At 68.5% G+C, this 18,575-nt stretch carries 14 protein-coding genes; 12 read left to right on the top strand and 2 right to left on the bottom strand.

Going from position 1 to position 18,575, the window contains the following annotated elements; translation table 11 throughout:
• The first annotated feature begins 9 nt into the window (after nucleotides 1–9).
• The 9 genes from ACJ8AN_RS24695 to ACJ8AN_RS24655 all read left to right on the top strand — a co-directional run bounded on the left by ACJ8AN_RS24695 (nucleotide 10) and on the right by ACJ8AN_RS24655 (nucleotide 14,064).
• On the top strand, nucleotides 10–1,572 hold the full coding sequence (locus tag ACJ8AN_RS24695) for an acyl-CoA carboxylase subunit beta (protein WP_407757908.1): 1,563 nt from the start codon (nucleotides 10–12) through the stop codon (nucleotides 1,570–1,572).
• A 139-nt stretch (nucleotides 1,573–1,711) separates the two neighbouring features.
• Nucleotides 1,712–2,338, top strand: coding sequence for a hypothetical protein (locus ACJ8AN_RS24690; RefSeq protein ID WP_407757907.1), 627 nt, complete (start codon nucleotides 1,712–1,714; stop codon nucleotides 2,336–2,338).
• Between the two features lie 111 nt (nucleotides 2,339–2,449).
• The gene (accC, locus tag ACJ8AN_RS24685) at nucleotides 2,450–3,964 is read left to right on the top strand and encodes an acetyl-CoA carboxylase biotin carboxylase subunit (protein ID WP_407757906.1); all 1,515 of its coding nucleotides are present in this window, start codon (nucleotides 2,450–2,452) and stop codon (nucleotides 3,962–3,964) included.
• Nucleotides 3,965–3,985: 21 nt separating this feature from the next.
• On the top strand, nucleotides 3,986–4,495 hold the full coding sequence (locus tag ACJ8AN_RS24680) for a biotin/lipoyl-containing protein (protein WP_407757905.1): 510 nt from the start codon (nucleotides 3,986–3,988) through the stop codon (nucleotides 4,493–4,495).
• Between the two features lie 30 nt (nucleotides 4,496–4,525).
• Entirely contained in the window at nucleotides 4,526–6,187 is a 1,662-nt protein-coding gene (locus tag ACJ8AN_RS24675) for a methylmalonyl-CoA mutase (RefSeq protein ID WP_407757904.1), read from the top strand.
• Between the two features lie 234 nt (nucleotides 6,188–6,421).
• Nucleotides 6,422–8,773: a dynamin family protein gene (locus ACJ8AN_RS24670; protein WP_407757903.1), complete on the top strand. Its 2,352-nt coding sequence runs from the start codon at nucleotides 6,422–6,424 to the stop codon at nucleotides 8,771–8,773.
• Entirely contained in the window at nucleotides 8,770–11,511 is a 2,742-nt protein-coding gene (locus ACJ8AN_RS24665; RefSeq protein WP_407757902.1) for a DEAD/DEAH box helicase, read from the top strand. The genes ACJ8AN_RS24670 and ACJ8AN_RS24665 overlap by 4 nt, the downstream gene beginning before the upstream one ends.
• A 214-nt stretch (nucleotides 11,512–11,725) precedes the next feature.
• Nucleotides 11,726–13,228 (top strand): lipase maturation factor family protein, encoded by a 1,503-nt coding sequence (locus tag ACJ8AN_RS24660; protein WP_407757901.1) that lies wholly within the window; start codon nucleotides 11,726–11,728, stop codon nucleotides 13,226–13,228.
• A 185-nt stretch (nucleotides 13,229–13,413) separates the two neighbouring features.
• Entirely contained in the window at nucleotides 13,414–14,064 is a 651-nt protein-coding gene (locus ACJ8AN_RS24655) for a glutathione S-transferase family protein (RefSeq protein ID WP_407757900.1), read from the top strand.
• 178 nt (nucleotides 14,065–14,242) lie between these two features.
• Here ACJ8AN_RS24655 and ACJ8AN_RS24650 read toward each other — a convergent pair whose 3' ends face one another.
• Nucleotides 14,243–14,785 (bottom strand): DUF1801 domain-containing protein, encoded by a 543-nt coding sequence (locus tag ACJ8AN_RS24650; RefSeq protein WP_407757899.1) that lies wholly within the window; start codon nucleotides 14,783–14,785, stop codon nucleotides 14,243–14,245.
• A 222-nt stretch (nucleotides 14,786–15,007) separates the two neighbouring features.
• Between ACJ8AN_RS24650 and ACJ8AN_RS24645 the strand changes: the two genes are divergently transcribed.
• The 3 genes from ACJ8AN_RS24645 (at nucleotide 15,008) to ACJ8AN_RS24635 (ending at nucleotide 17,769) form a co-directional block, all read left to right on the top strand.
• The gene (locus ACJ8AN_RS24645) at nucleotides 15,008–15,610 is read left to right on the top strand and encodes a TetR/AcrR family transcriptional regulator (protein WP_407757898.1); all 603 of its coding nucleotides are present in this window, start codon (nucleotides 15,008–15,010) and stop codon (nucleotides 15,608–15,610) included.
• Nucleotides 15,611–15,691: 81 nt separating this feature from the next.
• Entirely contained in the window at nucleotides 15,692–17,218 is a 1,527-nt protein-coding gene (locus ACJ8AN_RS24640; protein ID WP_407757897.1) for a DUF6178 family protein, read from the top strand.
• Between the two features lie 35 nt (nucleotides 17,219–17,253).
• The gene (locus tag ACJ8AN_RS24635; protein WP_407757896.1) at nucleotides 17,254–17,769 is read left to right on the top strand and encodes a YfbM family protein; all 516 of its coding nucleotides are present in this window, start codon (nucleotides 17,254–17,256) and stop codon (nucleotides 17,767–17,769) included.
• Between the two features lie 33 nt (nucleotides 17,770–17,802).
• Here ACJ8AN_RS24635 and ACJ8AN_RS24630 read toward each other — a convergent pair whose 3' ends face one another.
• Nucleotides 17,803–18,573 (bottom strand): TSUP family transporter, encoded by a 771-nt coding sequence (locus ACJ8AN_RS24630; protein WP_407757926.1) that lies wholly within the window; start codon nucleotides 18,571–18,573, stop codon nucleotides 17,803–17,805.
• Between the last annotated feature and the right edge of the window lie 2 nt (nucleotides 18,574–18,575).

Here is an 18,575-nt window from a genome sequence, read left to right as displayed (position 1 = left end):
GCGCGCCCCATGGACGGAACCACGGAAAAGGATCCTCTTCGCTCCCGGCTGCAGCAGATGGAGAAGCAGGCCGAGCTGGGCGGTGGCGCTGACCGCATCGCCAAGCAGCACGAGGCCGGCAAGCTCACGGCCCGCGAGCGAATCGATCTGCTGCTCGACCCCGGCTCCTTCACGGAGATGGACAAGTACGTCACCCACCGCAGCAGCGACTTCGGCATGGGTGACAAGAAGATCCTCGGCGACGGCGTCGTCACCGGCTACGGCACCGTCGAGGGCCGCCAGATCTTCGTCTTCGCCCAGGACTTCACCGTCTTCGGCGGCTCGCTCTCCGGCGCCTATGCCCAGAAGATCTGCAAGATCATGGACATGGCCATGCGCGTGGGCGCTCCCGTCATCGGCCTGAACGACTCGGGCGGCGCGCGCATCCAGGAGGGCGTCGAGAGCCTCGCCGGCTACGCCGACATCTTCCTGCGCAACACGCTCGCCTCGGGCGTGGTGCCGCAAATCTCCCTCATCATGGGTCCGTGCGCGGGCGGCGCGGTGTACTCGCCGGCCATCACCGACTTCATCATGATGGTGAAGGACACCTCCTACATGTTCATCACCGGCCCGGACGTCATCAAGACGGTGACGCACGAGGAGGTGACGAAGGAGGACCTGGGCGGCGCGCTCGCGCACAACCAGAAGTCCGGCGTGGCGCACTTCGCCGCGGAGAACGAGCAGCACGCCATCCTCATGACGCGCGAGCTGCTCTCCTTCCTGCCCTCCAACAACCAGGAGGACCCGCCCGCGCAGCCCAACGACGATGACCCCTTCCGCGCCGACGAGGGCCTGAAGACGGTCGTCCCCGGCAACCCCAACAAGCCCTACGACATCAAGGAGATCATCCGCGCTGTCGTGGACAACAAGCACTTCTTCGAGGTGCAGGAGCACTTCGCCAAGAACATGGTCATCGGCTTCGCCCGGATGAACGGCAAGCCGGTGGGCATCGTGGCCAACCAGCCGGCGGTGCTGGCGGGCGTGCTGGACATCGACGCGAGCGTGAAGGCGGCGCGCTTCGTGCGCTTCTGCGACTGCTTCAACATCCCGCTGCTCACCCTGGTGGACGTGCCCGGCTTCCTCCCCGGCACGGACCAGGAATGGGGCGGCATCATCACCCACGGCGCCAAGCTGCTCTACGCCTTCGCCGAGGCCACCGTCCCCAAAATCACCCTCATCACCCGCAAGGCCTACGGCGGCGCCTATGACGTGATGGCGTCCAAGCACATCCGCGCGGACATCAACTACGCCTACCCCACGGCGGAGATCGCCGTCATGGGCCCCGAGGGCGCCGTCAACATCATCTTCCGCAACGAGCTGCAGAAGGCCTCGGACCCCAACGCCGAGCGCACGAAGCTGGTGAACGACTACCGCGAGAAGTTCGCCAACCCCTTCAAGGCGGCCGAGCTCGGCTACATCGACGAGGTCATCCGCCCCGAGGAAACGCGCGCCAAGGTCATCCGCGCCCTGGAGATGCTCAAGAACAAGCGCCAGGAGAATCCCCCGCGCAAGCACGGCAACATCCCCCTGTAACCACCCCCGTCGCCGCCCGCCAGAGCAGGCAGGCAGCCGAGGGCCTCGTCCCGAAAAAGACACAACGCCTCCCCGGGGAAATTTTCGGGGGGGCGTTCGTGCTTGAAGAGGCGCACCAGCTTTCTCAGGAGCCCCTCTTTTGTCTCAACCCCGCCTCGTCCTCTTCCTCGCCGACATCGAAGGCAACCTCGCCGCCCTGCGCCAGACGCTCAGCCGGGCGTGTGAGCTCGCCAATGTCCCCATGCCCGATGTGCGCTGGGTGGAGTCCGCCACCGCCCTGGCCGACGCCGGTTGGCGTGTGGCCGAGCTGAAGCTGACCCCCTCCGGTGGCAAGGCCGTCCCCGAGGACCACCTCGACTCGCTCGTGCGCGCCGTGGCCCGTGACTTCCGCGACCAGGCCGTGGGCCTCTACACCGACAAGGCCGGCAGCTATGGCCGCGCCTCCCTCAGCGAGCCGGGCCGCCCCTCGCGCTCCCTCGAGGGCGAGTACATCGACGTGGTGCGTCAGACCTCTCGCTGGCTGGGCGTGGAGGGGCCGGTGCTCGGCCGCCTGCTCGACGGTGGGGCCACGGCCCGCAACCTGCTCGCCGCGGCGGTGGATTTCGGCGGCGACGAGCCCCACGCTCCCGCTCCCACCGGCAAGGGCCGGCGCCAGGACCAGCCCCCCGCCCCGCCCCCGGAGCCGGACGAGGATGACCGCTTCGTCGAGGCCAAGCTGAGCGAGGCCCGCCGGCTGATGGAGCAGTACCTCACGCACCGCAAGTAGCCGTTTCGCGGCTACAGGCTGCGAGTAGTCGGACGTATTGAGCGGCCTGGGCTGAACCCCGGCCGCCAACGGGCTCGCCGGGCACCGGCCCCCCTGTGCTAAAGGGGCGCCATGCCCAAGATCCGCAAAATCCTCGTCGCCAATCGCGGCGAGATCGCCGTCCGGGTGATGCGCACCTGCAAGGAGCTCGGCATCTCCACGGTGGCGGTCTACTCCGAGGCGGACCGCTCCGCCCTCCACGTCCGCACGGCCGACCAGGCCTTCCTCGTTGGCCCCCCGCCCTCGCGCGAGAGCTACCTCGTGCAGGAGCGCATCCTCGAAGCCGCCAAGAAGGCCGGCGCGGATGCCATCCACCCGGGCTACGGCTTCCTCTCGGAGAACGCGTCCTTCGTGCGCGCGTGCGAGAAGGCCGGCATCACCTTCATCGGTCCGCCCGCCAGCGCCATGGACGCCATGGGCGAGAAGACGCGCGCGCGCGCCAACATGGTCAAGGCCGGCGTGCCCGTGGTGCCCGGCAGCACCGCGCCCATCGCCACCATCGAGGAGGCCGGCGCCTACGCGCAGAAGATCGGCTTCCCCATCATGCTCAAGGCGGCCGGCGGCGGTGGCGGCAAGGGCATGCGCCGCGTGGAGCGGATTGAAGACTTCGAGTCCGCGTGGCGCTCGGCCAGGAGCGAGGCGATGAGCTCGTTCGGCAACGACGCGGTCTACATCGAGAAGTACCTCGAGAAGCCGCACCACGTGGAGATTCAAGTGTTCGCCGACCAGTACGGCAACACCATCCACCTCAACGAGCGCGAGTGCTCGGCGCAGCGCCGCCACCAGAAGGTGGTGGAGGAGACGCCCAGCCCCATCCTCACGCCGGAGCTGCGCGCGAAGATGGGCGAGGTGGCGGTGAAGGCCGCCAAGGCCGTGGGCTACGTGGGCGCGGGCACGGTGGAGTTCCTCGTCGACGTGCACCGCAACTTCTACTTCCTGGAGATGAACACCCGCCTCCAGGTGGAGCACCCGGTGACGGAGTGGGTGACGGGGCTGGACCTCGTCGCCTGGCAGATCAAGGTCGCCGAGGGCGAGAAGCTCCCGTACACCGAGGCGCCCAAGCCCAACGGGCACGCCATCGAGGTGCGCATCTACGCGGAGGATCCGGCGCGCAACTTCATGCCGAGCCCCGGCCGCATCAGCTACCTGCGCGTGCCCGGCGGCCCCTACCTGCGCGACGACTCGGGCGTGTTCCCCGGGTACACGGTGCCCAACTTCTATGACCCGATGATCTCCAAGCTGTCCGTGTGGGCCCCCACGCGGCGCGAGGCCATCGAGCGCACCAAGCGCGCGCTGAGCGAGTACGTGGTGAAGGGCATCACCACCAACACGCGCTACCTCAAGGCCATCGTCTCGCACCCGGAGTTCGTCGAGGGCGACTACGACACGAGCTTCCTCACGCGCGAGCACGAGACGCTGCTGGGCAAGACCGAGGATCCGCAGCTGACCGAGGCCGCGCTGCTGGCGAGCGTGGTGTACGCGTACCAGAGAGACCAGAAGCGGGCGAAGACGCTCACCCAGGCGCCGTCGCAGGGCGGCAAGGGCGGCATCTCCGCGTGGCGGCTGTCGAGCCGCCGCGGGCGCTAACTCCACACGGGACCCATTCCAATGCGTTACTTCGCGAAGCTGCAGGGACAGAAGGAAGCGGTGCCGGTGGACATCGAGCCCGCCGGAGACAACCGCTTCAAGCTCACGCTCAACGGCAAGACGCACCTGGTGGACGCGCTGACGCTGGACCACGGCGCGGTGTCCATGCTGGTGGATGGAACGTCCTACGGCGTCGAGTTCGACGAGCAGGGTGACGACGTGCTGGTGATGGTGCGGGGGCAGGTGAACCGCATCGACGTGGCGGACGAGCGCCGGCTGCGTCTGCGCGCGGCTGGCGCGGGCTTCACGGTGGAGGGCAAGCAGGTCATCGTCGCCCCCATGCCCGGCAAGGTGGTGAAGGTGCTGGTGAAGGTCGGCGACGAGGTGAAGGAGGGCCAGGGCCTGGTGGTCGTCGAGGCGATGAAGATGGAGAACGAGCTGAAGAGCCCCAAGGCCGGCAAGGTGGTGGAGCTGCTGGCCAGGGAAGGCACCGCGGTGGAGATCAACGCGAAGCTCGTGGTGGTCGAGTAGCGGCGGCAGCCGCGGCAGCGAGGAAGCACCATGGCAGACACGAAGGCAGACAAGGCACGCTGGCGGCAGAAGACGTACGAGAAGGCCAAGGGCAAGGCCGGCGAGCGCTACCCGGAGTTCCGCACCTCGAGCGGCGTCACGATGGAGCCGCTCTACACCCCCGATGATGTCGAGGGGGCGTACGAGGAGAAGCTGGGCTTCCCGGGCGAGTACCCCTTCACCCGAGGCGTGCAGCCCACGATGTACCGGGGCCGCTTCTGGACGATGCGCCAGTACGCGGGCTTCGGCACCGCCGACGACGCCAACCAGCGCTACCACTACCTGCTCAAGTCCGGGCAGACGGGTCTGTCGGTGGCCTTCGATCTGCCCACGCAGCTCGGCCTCGACGCGGACGACCCGGAAGCGGAAGGAGAAGTGGGGAAGGTGGGCGTCTCGATCGGCTCGCTCGCCGACATGGAGGAGCTGTTCGCGGGGATTCCGCTCGGCAAGGTCTCGACCTCGATGACCATCAACGCCACCGCGCCCATCCTCCTGTGCCTCTACGCGGCGGTGGGCGAGAAGAATGGCGTGGCGCTCGAGCAGCTCTCGGGCACCGTGCAGAACGACATCCTCAAGGAGTACATGGCGCGCGGCACGTACATCTACCCGCCCGCACCCTCGCTCCGGCTCATCACCAACCTCTTCGCCTTCTGCGCGAAGCGGGTGCCCAAGTGGAACCCCATCTCCATCAGCGGCTACCACATCCGCGAGGCCGGCAGCACCGCGGCCCAGGAGATTGCCTTCACGCTCGCCGATGGCATCGCCTACGTGGACGCGGCGCTCAAGGCGGGGCTCGAGGTGGATGAGTTCGCCGGCCGCCTCTCCTTCTTCTTCAACGTCCACAACAACTTCCTGGAAGAGATTGCCAAGTTCCGCGCGGCGCGGCGGCTGTGGGCGCGCATCATGAAGGAGCGCTTCAAGGCGAAGGATCCGCGCTCGATGATGCTGCGCTTCCACTCGCAGACGGCGGGCAGCACGCTCACCGCGCAGCAGGTGGACAACAACGTGGTGCGCGTGGCGCTGCAGGCGCTCGCGGCGGTGATGGGCGGCACCCAGTCGCTGCACACCAACAGCCGCGACGAGGCGCTCGCGCTTCCGAGCGAAGAGTCCGCGCGTCTGGCGCTGCGCACCCAGCAGGTCATCGCCTACGAGTCGGGCGTGGGGGACGTCATCGACCCCATGGGCGGCTCGTACGTGGTGGAGCGGATGACGGACGAGCTGGAGGCCAAGGCGCAGGACTACATCCGCCGCATCGACGAGATGGGCGGCATGGTGGAGGCCATCGCCAAGGGCTACCCGCAGGGCGAAATCCAGGACGCGGCCTACCAGGCGCAGCGCGACGTGGAGGAGAAGCGCACCGTCGTGGTGGGCATGAACCAGTTCCAGGTGAAGGAGCCGCCGCCCTCGGGCCTGCTGCGCGTGGACGAGGCGGTGGAGCGCACGCAGCTCGAGCGCATGAAGAAGCTGCGCGCCGAGCGCGACAACAGCGCGGCCCAGCGCTCGGTGGACGTGCTGCGCAAGGCGGCGGCCAACCCGGACGAGAACCTCATCCCGCTCATCCTCGACGCGGTGAAGGCGTACGCGACGCTGGGCGAAATCTCCGACGCCATGCGCGACGTCTTCGGCGAGCACCGCGAGCACGTGGTGCTCTGAGGGACTCGTCTTCCTCGGGTGCCCGTTCGGCCAGGGTTTCGGCCAGGGCGCCCTTTCCTTCCGTTACCGCAGGGTCGACGGCGACGGGTCCCGCATCTGGCGGGACTCACCGCGCCTTCACTCGTGGTGCTGGTAGACGTCCTCCAGGCGCCCGGGGACCTGGTGGTCGATGGCGTGAACTCTCAGTAACGTAGAGACCTCTGAGCGCACGGCATCCGCCTGCGAGGGGGCTATATGGCGAAGAGGACACTTGAAGAGCTGAGAGGCTGGTTCGACGGCAAGGACGGGCTGCGGGAGTTCCTCGCAGAGCACGCGCCGGACCGGGTCGAGCAACTCGACGCCGACCTCAAGCGGATCGATACCCTCGAAGCGCTGCGCAAGGATCCGCTCCCGGTGTGTTTTCTCGGGGGCGCCGGCGTAGGCAAGAGCACGCTCCTCAACACGGTCGTGGGCGGAACCCGCTCTCTGCTTCCCGCTGGCGGCGTGGGACCCCTCACCGCGCTCGCGACGCGGGTCGCCTTCGCCGACAAGCCGTTCTTCGAGGCGCGCTACCACGGAAAGGACAAGGTCAACCAGGTGCTCTTCGCCCTGGAACGGGCCTTCACCTCGGACGGAGCCGCGGCCACCAAGGACAACGCGGAGGGTGACCCGGAGTCCGCGGGCACCGGTACCGAGAAGCGTACTGCCTACACCCAGCTCGCCGCGCTCCTCATCCGAGGCGATCAATTCAAGCACCAGGATCTGCCCTACCTGATGGACGGGCTTCGCCGGGCGCTGGGCGCGGAGCCGCGCTGGAACGCCCCCCTCGAGCCCGAGGATCTCCGGCGGATCGAGCGTCTCTCCGAGGTCCTCGCCAGTCCGGATCGAACCCGTCGGGTCGAGCTCACCTCAGGTACCGAGGCTGCGTTCTACCGGGAGCTCCACGAGCATGCCGCCGGTGCCCTGGCTCCGGTGATCCGGGAGCTGGAGGTCGGCTACAACAGCCCGATCCTCAAGAGTGGCCTCGTCCTCGTCGATCTGCCCGGCGTCGGGGTGGCGAACGATGAGTACCAGGAGGTCACGGCCGAATGGATCCGCAAGGCCCGGGCGGTCGTACTGGTGGTGGACCGCGCGGGTTTCACCAAGGCCAGCGCGGACCTGCTCAAGGAGACCACGTTCCTCAATAGCCTTCTCCACGACTCGCCCGACGAACCGGATTCCGCGCAGCTCGTCGTGGTGGCGACCAAGCTCGACCAACCTGCTGCGGCGGAACGGCAGCGAATCAGGGATCTGGATCCCGGCAGCGCCCAGCCCTTCGCGCACTATTTCGAGGATGTCTGCCGTCGCGCCATCGAGGTCATGCGCAACCAGGTGGAGACCCAGCTGGTCTCCTTCGTGGAGGACGGTGCCTTGGCCACTCGCGATGCCCGCGACGAGGTGGTGAAGCGGGTGGTGGCCAGGCTCTCCGTGTACCCGCTCTCGGCCACCGAGTACCGCGCCCTACTCCTCGACGACGACGATGCCCCGAGGCGACTGAAGCGAATCGAGGAGTCCGGCATTCCCGCCTTCCAGGAGAGCCTCCGCGCGATGGCGGCTTCCCGCCTCGACAAGTTCGAGGCTCGGATCTCTGCCCAGGAGGGGCTGTGGCTCTCCCAGGCGCGCACCGCCGTGGAGATGGTCGTCGCAAAGTGGGAGGAGGACAACCGGGCTGAGGAGGAGGCGCAACGCCTCAAGCAAGAGCTCGAGGAGTTCTCCAGCAGCCTTCGAACCGAGCTCGCCAACCGGGAAGGGGCCTTTCGCAACTTTCTCAGCGAGACCATGCCCTCGTTGATTGAGGCCGAGCTCGAACGCGCCTCCCTGGAGGCCGAGAAGGCGATCCGCGCGCGGCTGCGCAAGTACAGGAACTTCCACTGGCGGGTCCTTCAGGCGGCGATCCGCCGGGGCGGGACCTTCCACGGTTCGAAGAAGGTCGAACTCCCGGTGGAACTCACCCTTGAGTTCGAGGAGCCCCTGGCGGTGGTGTGGTCGAAGAAGCTGCTCGTCGAGCTCCGCCGACGGACGAAGATGATGGGCGAGGATCACGTTCAGCTCGTGGAGCCCATCGTGGGATGGGCCCGGAATCAGGGTGCCCGGGTGAAACCACGGATGGTGGAAACCCTCCACGAAGACCTCAAGGCGGGCACATCCTCTCTCGGTCAGGTGGGAAGGGAGGCCATCGACGAACTCAAGGAGACCGTCAAGATCGAACTCTACAAGCAGGTGGAGAAGGCGGTTCGCAGCCGGTGCCAGTCCTTCGTCAAGAGCGGTGAAGCCGAAGGTGTCGGCGTACTCAGCCGGATGATCGAATTCCTGGACGACAATCTCGGACCGTCGGTGGTGGAGGCCGCGAAGCCCAAGGCCAAGGAGGTCCTCCTGCACAACTACGACAAGGTGCGCGACGACATCCGCACGGTCTTCCGCCAGCGCGCCAATCCCATCCAGCTGGCGGTGAGCGCGCTCGTCGACTCGCACGAGGAGCACGTGCGCCGAAGCGACGCCCAGCGGCGTAAGGTCATCCTCGCCCGCGGCCACAAGCTCCTTGAGGCCTGTCCGAAAGGTTCCGCGTGACCCGTCTCTACCAGCATGACGGGGTGCCGATGGCGCTGCTGCGCGAGGTCGACGACTTCGGAATCAGCGCCCTCGATCTCGCCCGGGCCCCCGGGCGCTTCTGGGGGGACGAGGGGACGAACCTCCCACTCCTCACCTCCAGCGTCGATGCGCGCCGGGTCACCGCCATCCCCACTCCGGCCGCGTTGCTCACCCTTCCTCCCGAGAAGGGGGACAGCTGGCTGGCCCGGAGTCGCAGGTCGGTGTCGGCCGCCTTCGCCTGGTTCCTCCTCGCCGAGGATCCCCAACGACGGCTCGATGTCCGCCCCGTGGTGACCCTGGCCCACCAAGCCAGCCTGGTGCGGCACGTGCTCGACCAGGCGAACCTGCGGCGCGTCCTGATCGCCGACGAGGTCGGCCTCGGCAAGACGATCGAAGCGGCCCTCATCATCGGCGAGCTGCTCAAGCAACAGCCGACGCTGCGAATCCTCTACTTGGCTCCCGCCCGACTCGTCGGCAACGTGATGCGTGAGTTCCGGCGGCTCGCACTTCCCTTCCGCGCCTGGGTGGCGGGAGAAGACGGTGACGCGCGCCTGGTTGGCAAGGACGGGGATGCCTGCGTGGTGGCGAGCATCCACCGGGCGGTCCACCCCAGCCACATGGACAAGGTGTCGCGCACCCGGTGGGACGTGCTCATCGTCGACGAGGCCCACCACCTCTCCGCCTGGGCGGAAGGCGGCGGCAATCCCGTGCGCAAGTACAAGTTGGTGCAGGAGCTCGTGAGCCAGCTCGGCCCCGAAGGCAGGCTCTTCCTCCTCACCGGCACGCCACACCAGGGGCACTCGACCCGCTTCGCCAACATCCTCCATCTCCTCAAGAGCCCGGGCGAGTCCACTGAGTCCGTGCGCGGCCGGGTCATCTACCGCACCAAGGAAGACGTCCGGGACTGGGACGAGCGACCGCTCTTTCCGCTCCGCCGCGTTCGGGAACCCGTCGCTGTGGACCTCGGCGGGGCCCACCGGCGCTGGCTCGAGAATATCCATGACTTCTTCGAGCCGGAGCGCAACGACCGGCCGGAGGATGCCAGACGGCGGGCGGCGACCTGGCGCTGCGGGCTCGCCCTGCAGTGGGCCACCTCCAGTGTCCAGGCGGGCCTCGGGTTCCTGGTGCGCCAGGCCCTCCGCAGCGGCGCGACCCAGAAGATGCGCGGGCTCCGGCGGGCCCTGGAGCTGCTCCGTCCCTATCGGGATGGAGAGCCCGACGAGCCCACCTCGCGCCTGTTCGAACGAATGAAGCACGATCTCGTTCGTCAGGAGCAGACGTGCTCGCTGGAGGATCTCGAGGCACTCGACCCCGACCACCCCGCCGTGGTGCACCTCGAGCATCTCTCGAGCCTCCTCGAAGAAGGCTGCGCGCTACTCGAACAGAATCCCGACAAGAAGTGGGACATCCTCTTCGAGCAGATCCTCCATGATCTCGGCGTGGAGAAGGTAGTCCTCTTCGCCCAGCCCATCGAGACCGTCACGGCGCTGTGCGGATACATCGAGCGGAAGACGGGCCAGCGTCCGGCGAAGATCATCGGCGCGCAGAGTGAGCAGCAGCGGACCGAGCAGATCGAAGCCTTCTGGCGCCCCGATGGACCGCAGTTCCTAGTCTCATCCCGGGCCGGCGGCGAGGGTCTCAACCTGCAGGTGGCTAGGCGCCTCGTCCACGTGGACGTCCCTTGGAACCCGATGGAGATGGAACAGCGGGTCGGTCGCGTCCATCGATTCAAGTCCAGGCGCACCATTCTCGTGGACACGCTCGTGGTGAAGGACAGCCGCGAGGTGGACACCTACCGGGTGGCGCGGGAGAAGCTGCACAGCATCGCCCGCACGGTCGTGGCACCCGAGCGCTTCGAGGAGCTTTACTCCCGGGTGATGGCGCTCGTCCCTCCAGAGGAGCTCCAGGACCTGATGGGAGAGCGTCCCCTGGGCCCTCTCGACCGGAACGAAACCGATCGGCTCAACGCGCTCGTCACCGAGGGGTTCGAACAGTGGCGCAGGTTCCATGACCAGTACGCGGGGAACCAGCGCAACGTCCTAGCGCTCGATCCCGGTCAGGCGCGCTGGAGCGACCTCGAATCACTGCTCACCCAGGAGTTGCAGGCCCGCTCATTGCCCGACTTCGAGGTCCTCCGCTTCCGCACGAGCGAGAACGAGGTCGTCGAGGCTTCCGAATCCGCGAGGGTCTTCGAGATTGCCGGCCTCCCCCGGGCCTGTGGCGACTACTCTGGCATGCCCGTCACCAGAGGGAACGGTGCCGCAGCCGATCCCATCGGCCTCAACAGCCCGGAGTTCTCCGCCGTGCTCCGGCGCCTCGCCTTCCCCGAGCGCCCGAGCGGTGCCGCAGTACTGCGCTGGCCCACGGGCCGCCCGCTGCCCACCAGCGCCGGCGCGCTTGGGCTCGTGGTCCTGGCGAGACAGTCGCTCCGGCAGCAGCAGGGCGCATGGGTTGAGCACCGGCTCGAGCTGGAAGGGAGCCTCATCCAGCCCGAGGGTGCCCGACATCTCCCGACGGTGGAGCTGGCGGAACTGCTCCGGCAACTGCGTGGCGCCGTCGCGGTCAAGGAACCTGTCTTCGATGCCGCTCTGTCCAGCACCATCAAGGACACCGAGTCGCAGCGGTTACGCGCACTCCGACAGCCGAGCGAGGCGGACCTCCGAGAAGGAATCCGCCACGTTGTCTGGCCCCTCCTCGCGGCAGTTCTCGTGGCCTGACCCGAAGCGACGCTGGGCGAAATCTCCGACGCCATGCGCGACGTCTTCGGCGAGCACCGCGAGCACGTGGTGCTCTGAGGAGCGAACCGAGCGGCTGGCGGTTCCACCCGCCGGCCGGTAAGCGAGCAGGGGCGCCACGGGGAGGCTGTCCGTCCGTGGCCAGGCTGCCCTTGGGCCCAATGCCCGCCCCGCGAGGACTCCCTAGAGTGAGCCCATGGACTGGGGCGAGGCACCGCAGTACTGGCTGACGCGGTTCTGCTTCCAGCGGGCGTTGGGCTTCATCTACCTCATCGGCTTCCTCGTGCTGGTGAGGCAGGGGCGAGCGCTCATCGGGGAGCGGGGACTCCTGCCCGCCCCGCTCTTCGTGAAGCGCGTACGCTTTCGCGATTCACCGAGCCTCTTCTTCCTTCGCTGCACCGATCGCACCCTCCGCCTCGGGGCCTGGGCGGGGCTCGTGCTCTCGCTGGTGGCGGTGAGCGGCCTCTCGGATGCGCACGGCTTCGCGCTCTCGGTGGCGGTCTGGGGCGCGCTCTGGGTGCTCTACCTCTCGTTCGTCAACGTCGGGCAGACGTTCTACGGCTTCGGCTGGGAGTCGATGCTGCTGGAGGCGGGCTTCCTCGCCCTCTTCCTCGGGCCCTCGCGCGCGGAGCCTCCGGTGCTGGTCATCTGGCTGCTGCGCTGGATGCTGTTCCGGGTGATGTTCGGCGCGGGCCTCATCAAGCTGCGCGGCGACGAGTGCTGGCGGAAACTCACCTGCCTCGACTTCCACTTCGAGACGCAGCCGCTCCCCAATCCCTTCAGCCGCGCGTTCCACCGTCTGCCCCGGCCGGTGCTCCACGCCGGCGTGCTCTACAACCACCTCGTCGAGCTCGTCGTCCCCTTCGGCTACTTCTGGCCACAGGGGCTGCGCTACACGAGCGCCGGGCTCACCGCCCTCTTCCAGCTCATCCTCATCGTCAGCGGCAATCTCTCCTGGCTGAACTACCTCACCCTCGTGCTCTGCATCCCCGTGCTCGACGATGCGCTGCTATCGCGGTTGCTGCCGCTCGCGCCACCGGCGGTTCTCGAGCAGTCCGCGGTGCACCATGGGGCGGTGCTCGCCCTCACCGTGCTGGTGGCGGTGCTGAGCATCAGGCCCGCCCTCAATCTGCTCTCACCTCGGCAGGCCATGAACCTCAGCTATGACCCGCTGCACCTCGTGAACACCTACGGCGCTTTCGGGGGCGTGACGCGCGAGCGGTTGGAGGTGGTGCTCGAGGGGACGGATGCGCTGTTTCCCACGCCCGACGCCCATTGGCGGGAGTACGAGTTCAAGGGCAAGCCCGGGGACCCACGGCGTCGCCCATCCCTCGTCTCGCCCTATCATCACCGGCTCGACTGGCAGATGTGGTTCGCGCCGATGTCCTCGTACGAGCGGCACCCCTGGATTCTCAACCTGGTGGCCAAACTGCTACAGGGTGACGAGGCGGTGTTGGGATTGCTCCGGAAGCACCCCTTCCCGGACACGCCGCCCAGACACGTGCGCGCCGAGCTCTACCTCTACCGCTTCAGCCGCCCGGGCGAGGAGGGCTGGTGGGTGCGCACCCGTCTGGGCGCCTATCTTCCACCGCTCTCACTGGAGCATCCGGGCTTCCTCCGGGTGCTCGTGGAGAGGGGATGGCTCGACGCGAAGGGCCCGGACTCGGTGAACCCGGCCGGGCCGACCAACGGCGGGTAGAGGGCCTCCACGCCAGTTGTGGCAGCATCCCTCTCACGGCCGGAAGCCCGGCCGGAAGGAGCCAATGGCGATGGCGATGACCTGGCGCAAGTCTCCCGAGCAGCTCGTGGAGTCCTTCTCGGCGGCCCTGCCGGATGACCCTCGCGTCGAGCGGCGGAAGATGTTCGTTGTGATATCGCGTCGCCATGCGCATCCTCTACCACTTCCCCACCTCGCCCTTCGCCCGCAGAACCCGGCTCGCGCTCGCGCACAAGGGCCTGAGCTTCGAGCTGCGTGACTCCCGCTCCCACCCGAATATCCAGGCGGAGGCGCGGCGCCTCTCGCCCCTCAAGACGGTTCCCGTCCTGGTCGAGGAGGATGGCCGCGTCATCGGGGACTCGACGGCGATCTCCCATTACCTGGACCGTGCCTACCCCTCGGCCCCGCCCTTGTGGCCGACGGGCCCCGAGGATGCCTTCGCGCTCTTCGAGCTCGCCCCGCTCGTCGATGTCGTCCAGAACGGACTCGCCGATCTCGGAGCCCGCTACTACGCGCTTCACACTTCCGAGGCCTGGGGCGCCGTGAAGGCCGAGGCGATGGACCGGGTGCAGCGCGCGCTCGATGCGCTGGCCCAGCGGGTGTCCGCGCTCTCCCGCCCCACCGTCGCGCGCAGCGGCTGGTCCGCGGCCGACATGTGGCTCGTCACCATGGAGCACTGGCTCGCCACCCTGCCCCAACGGGCAACGCAGTTCGCCCCCGCCGCGCAAATCGTGTCCCTCGGCTGGCGCCTGCCTCCCGAGATCTCCCGCTGGGCCGATCAGCACCGCGACCGGCCCGAGGTGAAGGCGCTGGGCTAAGCCAAGTGGGGAAAGTCCTGTCAGGGTGCTCTCGGCGCAAAGAACGAGGCACCTTCCGGTCGCTCTTCGTCCCGACTGGTACGACCATCGGACCAGTTGCGGGAAAACACGCCCGGAGCCTCCCCCTGACAGGACTTACCCAATCTGGCTTAGGAGCCCGCCCGCGCGGGCGGATGCTCTATCCCCTACCGGGGGTCTTTCGACCGGAGCGCTCGAGCCACTTCGCGCCCGTCTTCTTCCCGCCGGCCACCTTCGCCACGGCCTTCTTGGCCACGGCCTTCTTCGCCGAGGGCTTCTTCGCCGAGGGCTTCTTGGCCACGGCCTTCTTCACCGGGGGCTTCTTCGTCGCGACCGTCTCCGCCGCCGACGTGCGCCAGTCGCACCACGCTCGCACGAGCCTCTCCAGGTCACGTCTCGCCGCGTTGGCTTCAGCCACGCTGCCGAGCTTCATGATACGGCCCGTGTCCCCCGTCCCCTCGAGGCGCGGGTGGTCACCTGGAATGTGCGCCCCGAGGTGGAACATCAGGCTCGCGTGCTGCTTGCTCTTCGGGAAGAAGCTGGCCAGGTTGCCCTGGAACGTGAACGTCGGCGCCTGCCACTTGATGCACTCCTCGATTCGGGAATCCGCCGCGAGGATGATCTCCCGGATGCGCAGCACGACCTCCTTCATCGGATTGTCGTAGCGCTCGAACCACGTCTCGACCTCCTGGCTCCGCGGCATGGGCTCCCTTTCAGCGGTCGCGCTTCTCGAGCGGAAGACTGCCAGCGCCTCGACTCCCGCGCCAAGTCGGCGGAGAGGAGCCCGCCGCCTGAGACAGCGGTGAGGGCGGACACCTCCCGCGCTCCGGCCGCTGGCCCGCCCGGCTGCCCTCTTCGACCCTTGCCACCGCCCGCGCCGAGCCTTAAAAGAGAACGGGCCATTCACTCATGGCGGAGGTGGGCGATGGCGCAGTACCTCAAGGACGAGGTGCAGGAGGCCATCCAGGCGGCCGCGCTCGAGGTGTTCGCTCGCAAGGGCGTCCGGAGCGCCAGCATGGCGGAGATCGCCTCCGCCGCCCGGGTGTCCACCGGCAACATCTACCGTTACTTCGAGAACAAGAGCGCCCTCTACGAGGCCGTCATCCCCGACGCGTTCGTCGCCACGTTGCAGCGGCTCCTGCGCCAGCGCGTGGAGGCGGCCCGGGGCGTGGAGGATCTCCGGAAGCTGGAGCCCACCGCGCCCTACCGCCTCCTCTCCGAGGAGGTGCTGGCCTTCTGTCTGGCCCACCGCCTGCGCGTCGTCGTGCTGCTCTCCAGTCCCGAGGGCACGCCCCATGAGCACTTCGCGGAAGAACTGGTCCAGTTCCTCATCAAGGCCGCGACCGCTCACTTCCACGCCCGGCCTGCCCGCCCCACGCGCTTCGCCCTCGAGGAGCTCTACCGCAACTACGTCACATCGCTGGGACGCATCCTCCGTCACCTGGAGGAGGAACGGGATATCCGCGAGGCGGTGGAGGCGCTCGCTCGCTACCACCTGACTGGGCTCGCGGCACTCTTCACGCCCTGAGCCGGTGCGGGCCCCCGCCCGTCCGGGCGTCCTCATCCCCCAAAAATGAATACACCATTCACCCATGAAAGGGAGGCACGCATGACGTCGAGCCCGCTGATGAAGGGACCCGGTACCCAGGGGCTGCTCTACCGCGTCCTCGAGAGCCCGGAGCAGGTCTCGGCCCTCCAGCATCTGCCGCCGCCCACCCTGGCGCGCCTCATCCACCATGTCGGCCTGGAGGACGCGGGGGAGCTGGTGGCCCTGGCCACGACCCAGCAACTGGCGCGCATCTTCGACGACGACCTGTGGCGCAGCACCCGCCCGGGCCAGGAGGAGCGCTTCGACGCCGAACGCTTCGGCCTCTGGCTGGAGGTGCTGCTCGAGATGGGCGCGGACCGCGCGGCCGCCCGGCTCGCGGAGATGGACGAGGACTTCATCACCTTCGCGCTGTCCGGCCTGGTGCTCGTGCTGGACATGGACGTGCTGCTCATGAGCCACCTGCATGAGGGAGAGCAGGGAGACGGGCCGCTCCTGGACAAGGCGCTGGAGAGCAGCCTGAGCCATGAGCTGGACCACTTCCTGCTCATCTCCCGCAGGCCCGAGTCGTGGGACGCGGTGCTCTCGGTGCTCGTCGCGCTCGACGAGGCGCACCATGAGCTCCTCATGCGCCTGCTCGAGCACTGCTGCCATCAGGCCTCGGAATACATCGAGGACAACGGCGGGCTGTACGCCGTCCTCACCTCGGCGGAGCAGCTCGAATCGGACGTGGCCCAGGCGCGCGAGGAGCGGCGCGAGCGCGAGGGCTTCGTCGCCCCGACGGACGCCGCGGCCTTCCTGGGCCTCGCGAGAGCCGGGCGCGTGGGAGACGACCCCATCACCCGCGGCTACGCCCGGACGCCGCCTCCGAGCGTGGAAGGCGCACGGCCCGGACAGCCCGCCCCCGCCCTGCCCCTCGTGCAGCTCCTCCAGGAGGCCGAGGTGCTCACGTCGCAGCCTCCAGCGGCCCTGCTCGGTACGGGCGGAGACGGTGGGACGCAGGCCCCGGCCACCATGCTCCGGGAGGCGCTGGCCTGGCTCCAGGATGAGTCCCCCGAGGCCCTCGCCCGGTGCATGCAGGAGCTGGGTTACCTGTCCAATGTCCTCGTCTCCGGCTGCGGCCACGCGGGCCGTCCCCTGCGCGCACTGGAGGCCGCACAGGTGGCCATCGCCACGTGCAACCTCGGAATGGAGGAGCACCTGGAGGCCGGCGCGGATCGCTCGCACGCGGGTGGATGGCTCGCCCGGGAGGGGCTCGTTCCCTCCTTCGGCCGGGGGTGGCAGGTGCTCCACGAGGACGTGGTGATGTGGAGCGCGCGCACGTTCGAAGCCGCCCTCGCGCGCCGGGTGCCCGCGGGACGGGGAGACGCCGCGAAGGTACGTGCCGAGCTCGCGCGGGACCTCGCCGCCGGGAAGCCCTGGGCCTCGCGCAGGCGGTGGGTGCACCTGGCCCCCTTCCTCTCGAAGGCGGCCTTCGCCGCGATGCGGGAGCTGGTGGACGAGTGCCCCGTGTTCAACGGCAACTTCCTCTCCACGTGGGCGCGGGTGGACGAAGCGCGGCGGCGTGTGGAGGAAGTGCTTGCCACCTGAGCGCGCATGGTAACGTCTGGCCGCAGGAGACATGGATGGAGATGCTCTGCACCCTGCGCAGCCTGACGGAGAACCAGCGCCAGAAGCTGCTCGAGCACCCCGACAAGCTCGAGGAGCTCATCGACGATGAGGAGGACTTCGGGGACGCGGAGGGCGCGCGCTTCCTGGACCTCGACATCGGCGAGACGTGGCACGGCCTGCAATACCTGCTGACGGGCACGGCCTGGGAGGGCAAGGCCCCCCTGGACTTCCTGGTGCGCGGCGGCGAGGACGTGGGCGACATCCCCTCGGACGAGGGCACCGCGCGCGTCTTCACCGCCGAGCAGGTGAAGGAGCTCTCCACGGCCCTCCACGCCCTCTCCGAGAGCACCCTGCGCAAGCGCTACGACCCCGCGAAGCTCCAGGAAGAGGACATCTACCCGGGCTTCTGGGAGGAGCCCCCTCCCGACCTGGATCCGGAGGAGGAGCTCTTCTCCTACTTCGAGGAGCTGAAGAAGTTCGCCGCCACCGTGGCCAGGCGCGGCCACGGGCTGCTCGTGTTCATCGGCTGAACGGACCGGGGCCTCGCGCTCGCGGGCCTCGCCTCACCCGGCGAACACGTCGCGGCCCAGCTTGATGACGAGCGCCGTCACCACCAGCAGCACCACCTTGCGCACCAGCTTGTCGCCCCCACGCACGGCCAGGTGCGCGCCGATCCACGCTCCGGTGAACTGGGCCGCCGCCATGGGCAGGGCCACGTACCAGAGCACCACTCCGCGGTACGCGAAGAGGCTCACCGCCGCGACGTTGGACGCGAAGTTCACCACCTTCGCGTCCGCCGAGGCGCGCGTCAGCCCGTGCCCCAGCAGCCCCGAGAAGGCGATGATGAGGAACGTCCCCGTCCCCGGCCCGAAGAAGCCGTCATAGGTGCCGATGAGCAGCGCGATGACCCCGCCCAGCGTCAGCATGCGGCGCAGGGGTGGCTCCGGCCTCTCCTCGGGCGGCGGTCCCCGGCGAAACGCCAGGAAGGCGGCGACAATTACCAGCAACGCGAGCACCAGGGGCTTGAGGACCTCGGGGCGCAGCTTCAGCACCAGCCACGCGCCGAGGAACGAGCCCGCCAGTCCCAGCGGGAAGGTGACCGCCGCCAGCTTGCCGCGCACCAGCCCCGCTCGTGCGTAGCGCACCAGCGCCGCGAACGCGCCGAACACGGACTGCCCCTTGTTGGTCCCCAGCACCAGGTGCGTCGGCAGGCCGGTCGCCAGGAGGACGGGCATCGTCACCAGCCCTCCGCCTCCGGCGATGGCATCCACCACACCGGCCGTGAGGGCCGCGACACACAACAGGGCGATTTGGAGCGGAGTGACTTCCACCAGCG

The organism is Archangium sp. (genome assembly GCF_045802675.1).
In the GTDB taxonomy this organism is placed as follows: Bacteria; Myxococcota; Myxococcia; order Myxococcales; family Myxococcaceae; genus Archangium.
This window is presented reverse-complemented; position numbering and strand designations above follow the sequence as displayed.

Bases quoted from the DNA above. Each gene is read 5' to 3' on its own strand.
- ACJ8AN_RS24655 (WP_407757900.1), top strand. From the start codon at position 13,414: ATGCGCATCCTCTACCACTTCCCCACCTCGCCCTTCGCCCGCAGAACC.
- ACJ8AN_RS24695 (WP_407757908.1), top strand. From the start codon at position 10: ATGGACGGAACCACGGAAAAGGATCCTCTTCGCTCCCGGCTGCAGCAG.
- ACJ8AN_RS24680 (WP_407757905.1), top strand. From the start codon at position 3,986: ATGCGTTACTTCGCGAAGCTGCAGGGACAGAAGGAAGCGGTGCCGGTG.
- ACJ8AN_RS24640 (WP_407757897.1), top strand. From the start codon at position 15,692: ATGACGTCGAGCCCGCTGATGAAGGGACCCGGTACCCAGGGGCTGCTC.
- ACJ8AN_RS24645 (WP_407757898.1), top strand. From the start codon at position 15,008: ATGGCGCAGTACCTCAAGGACGAGGTGCAGGAGGCCATCCAGGCGGCC.
- ACJ8AN_RS24660 (WP_407757901.1), top strand. From the start codon at position 11,726: ATGGACTGGGGCGAGGCACCGCAGTACTGGCTGACGCGGTTCTGCTTC.
- ACJ8AN_RS24675 (WP_407757904.1), top strand. From the start codon at position 4,526: ATGGCAGACACGAAGGCAGACAAGGCACGCTGGCGGCAGAAGACGTAC.
- ACJ8AN_RS24650 (WP_407757899.1), bottom strand. From the start codon at position 14,785: ATGCCGCGGAGCCAGGAGGTCGAGACGTGGTTCGAGCGCTACGACAAT.
- accC (WP_407757906.1), top strand. From the start codon at position 2,450: ATGCCCAAGATCCGCAAAATCCTCGTCGCCAATCGCGGCGAGATCGCC.
- ACJ8AN_RS24635 (WP_407757896.1), top strand. From the start codon at position 17,254: ATGGAGATGCTCTGCACCCTGCGCAGCCTGACGGAGAACCAGCGCCAG.
- ACJ8AN_RS24670 (WP_407757903.1), top strand. From the start codon at position 6,422: ATGGCGAAGAGGACACTTGAAGAGCTGAGAGGCTGGTTCGACGGCAAG.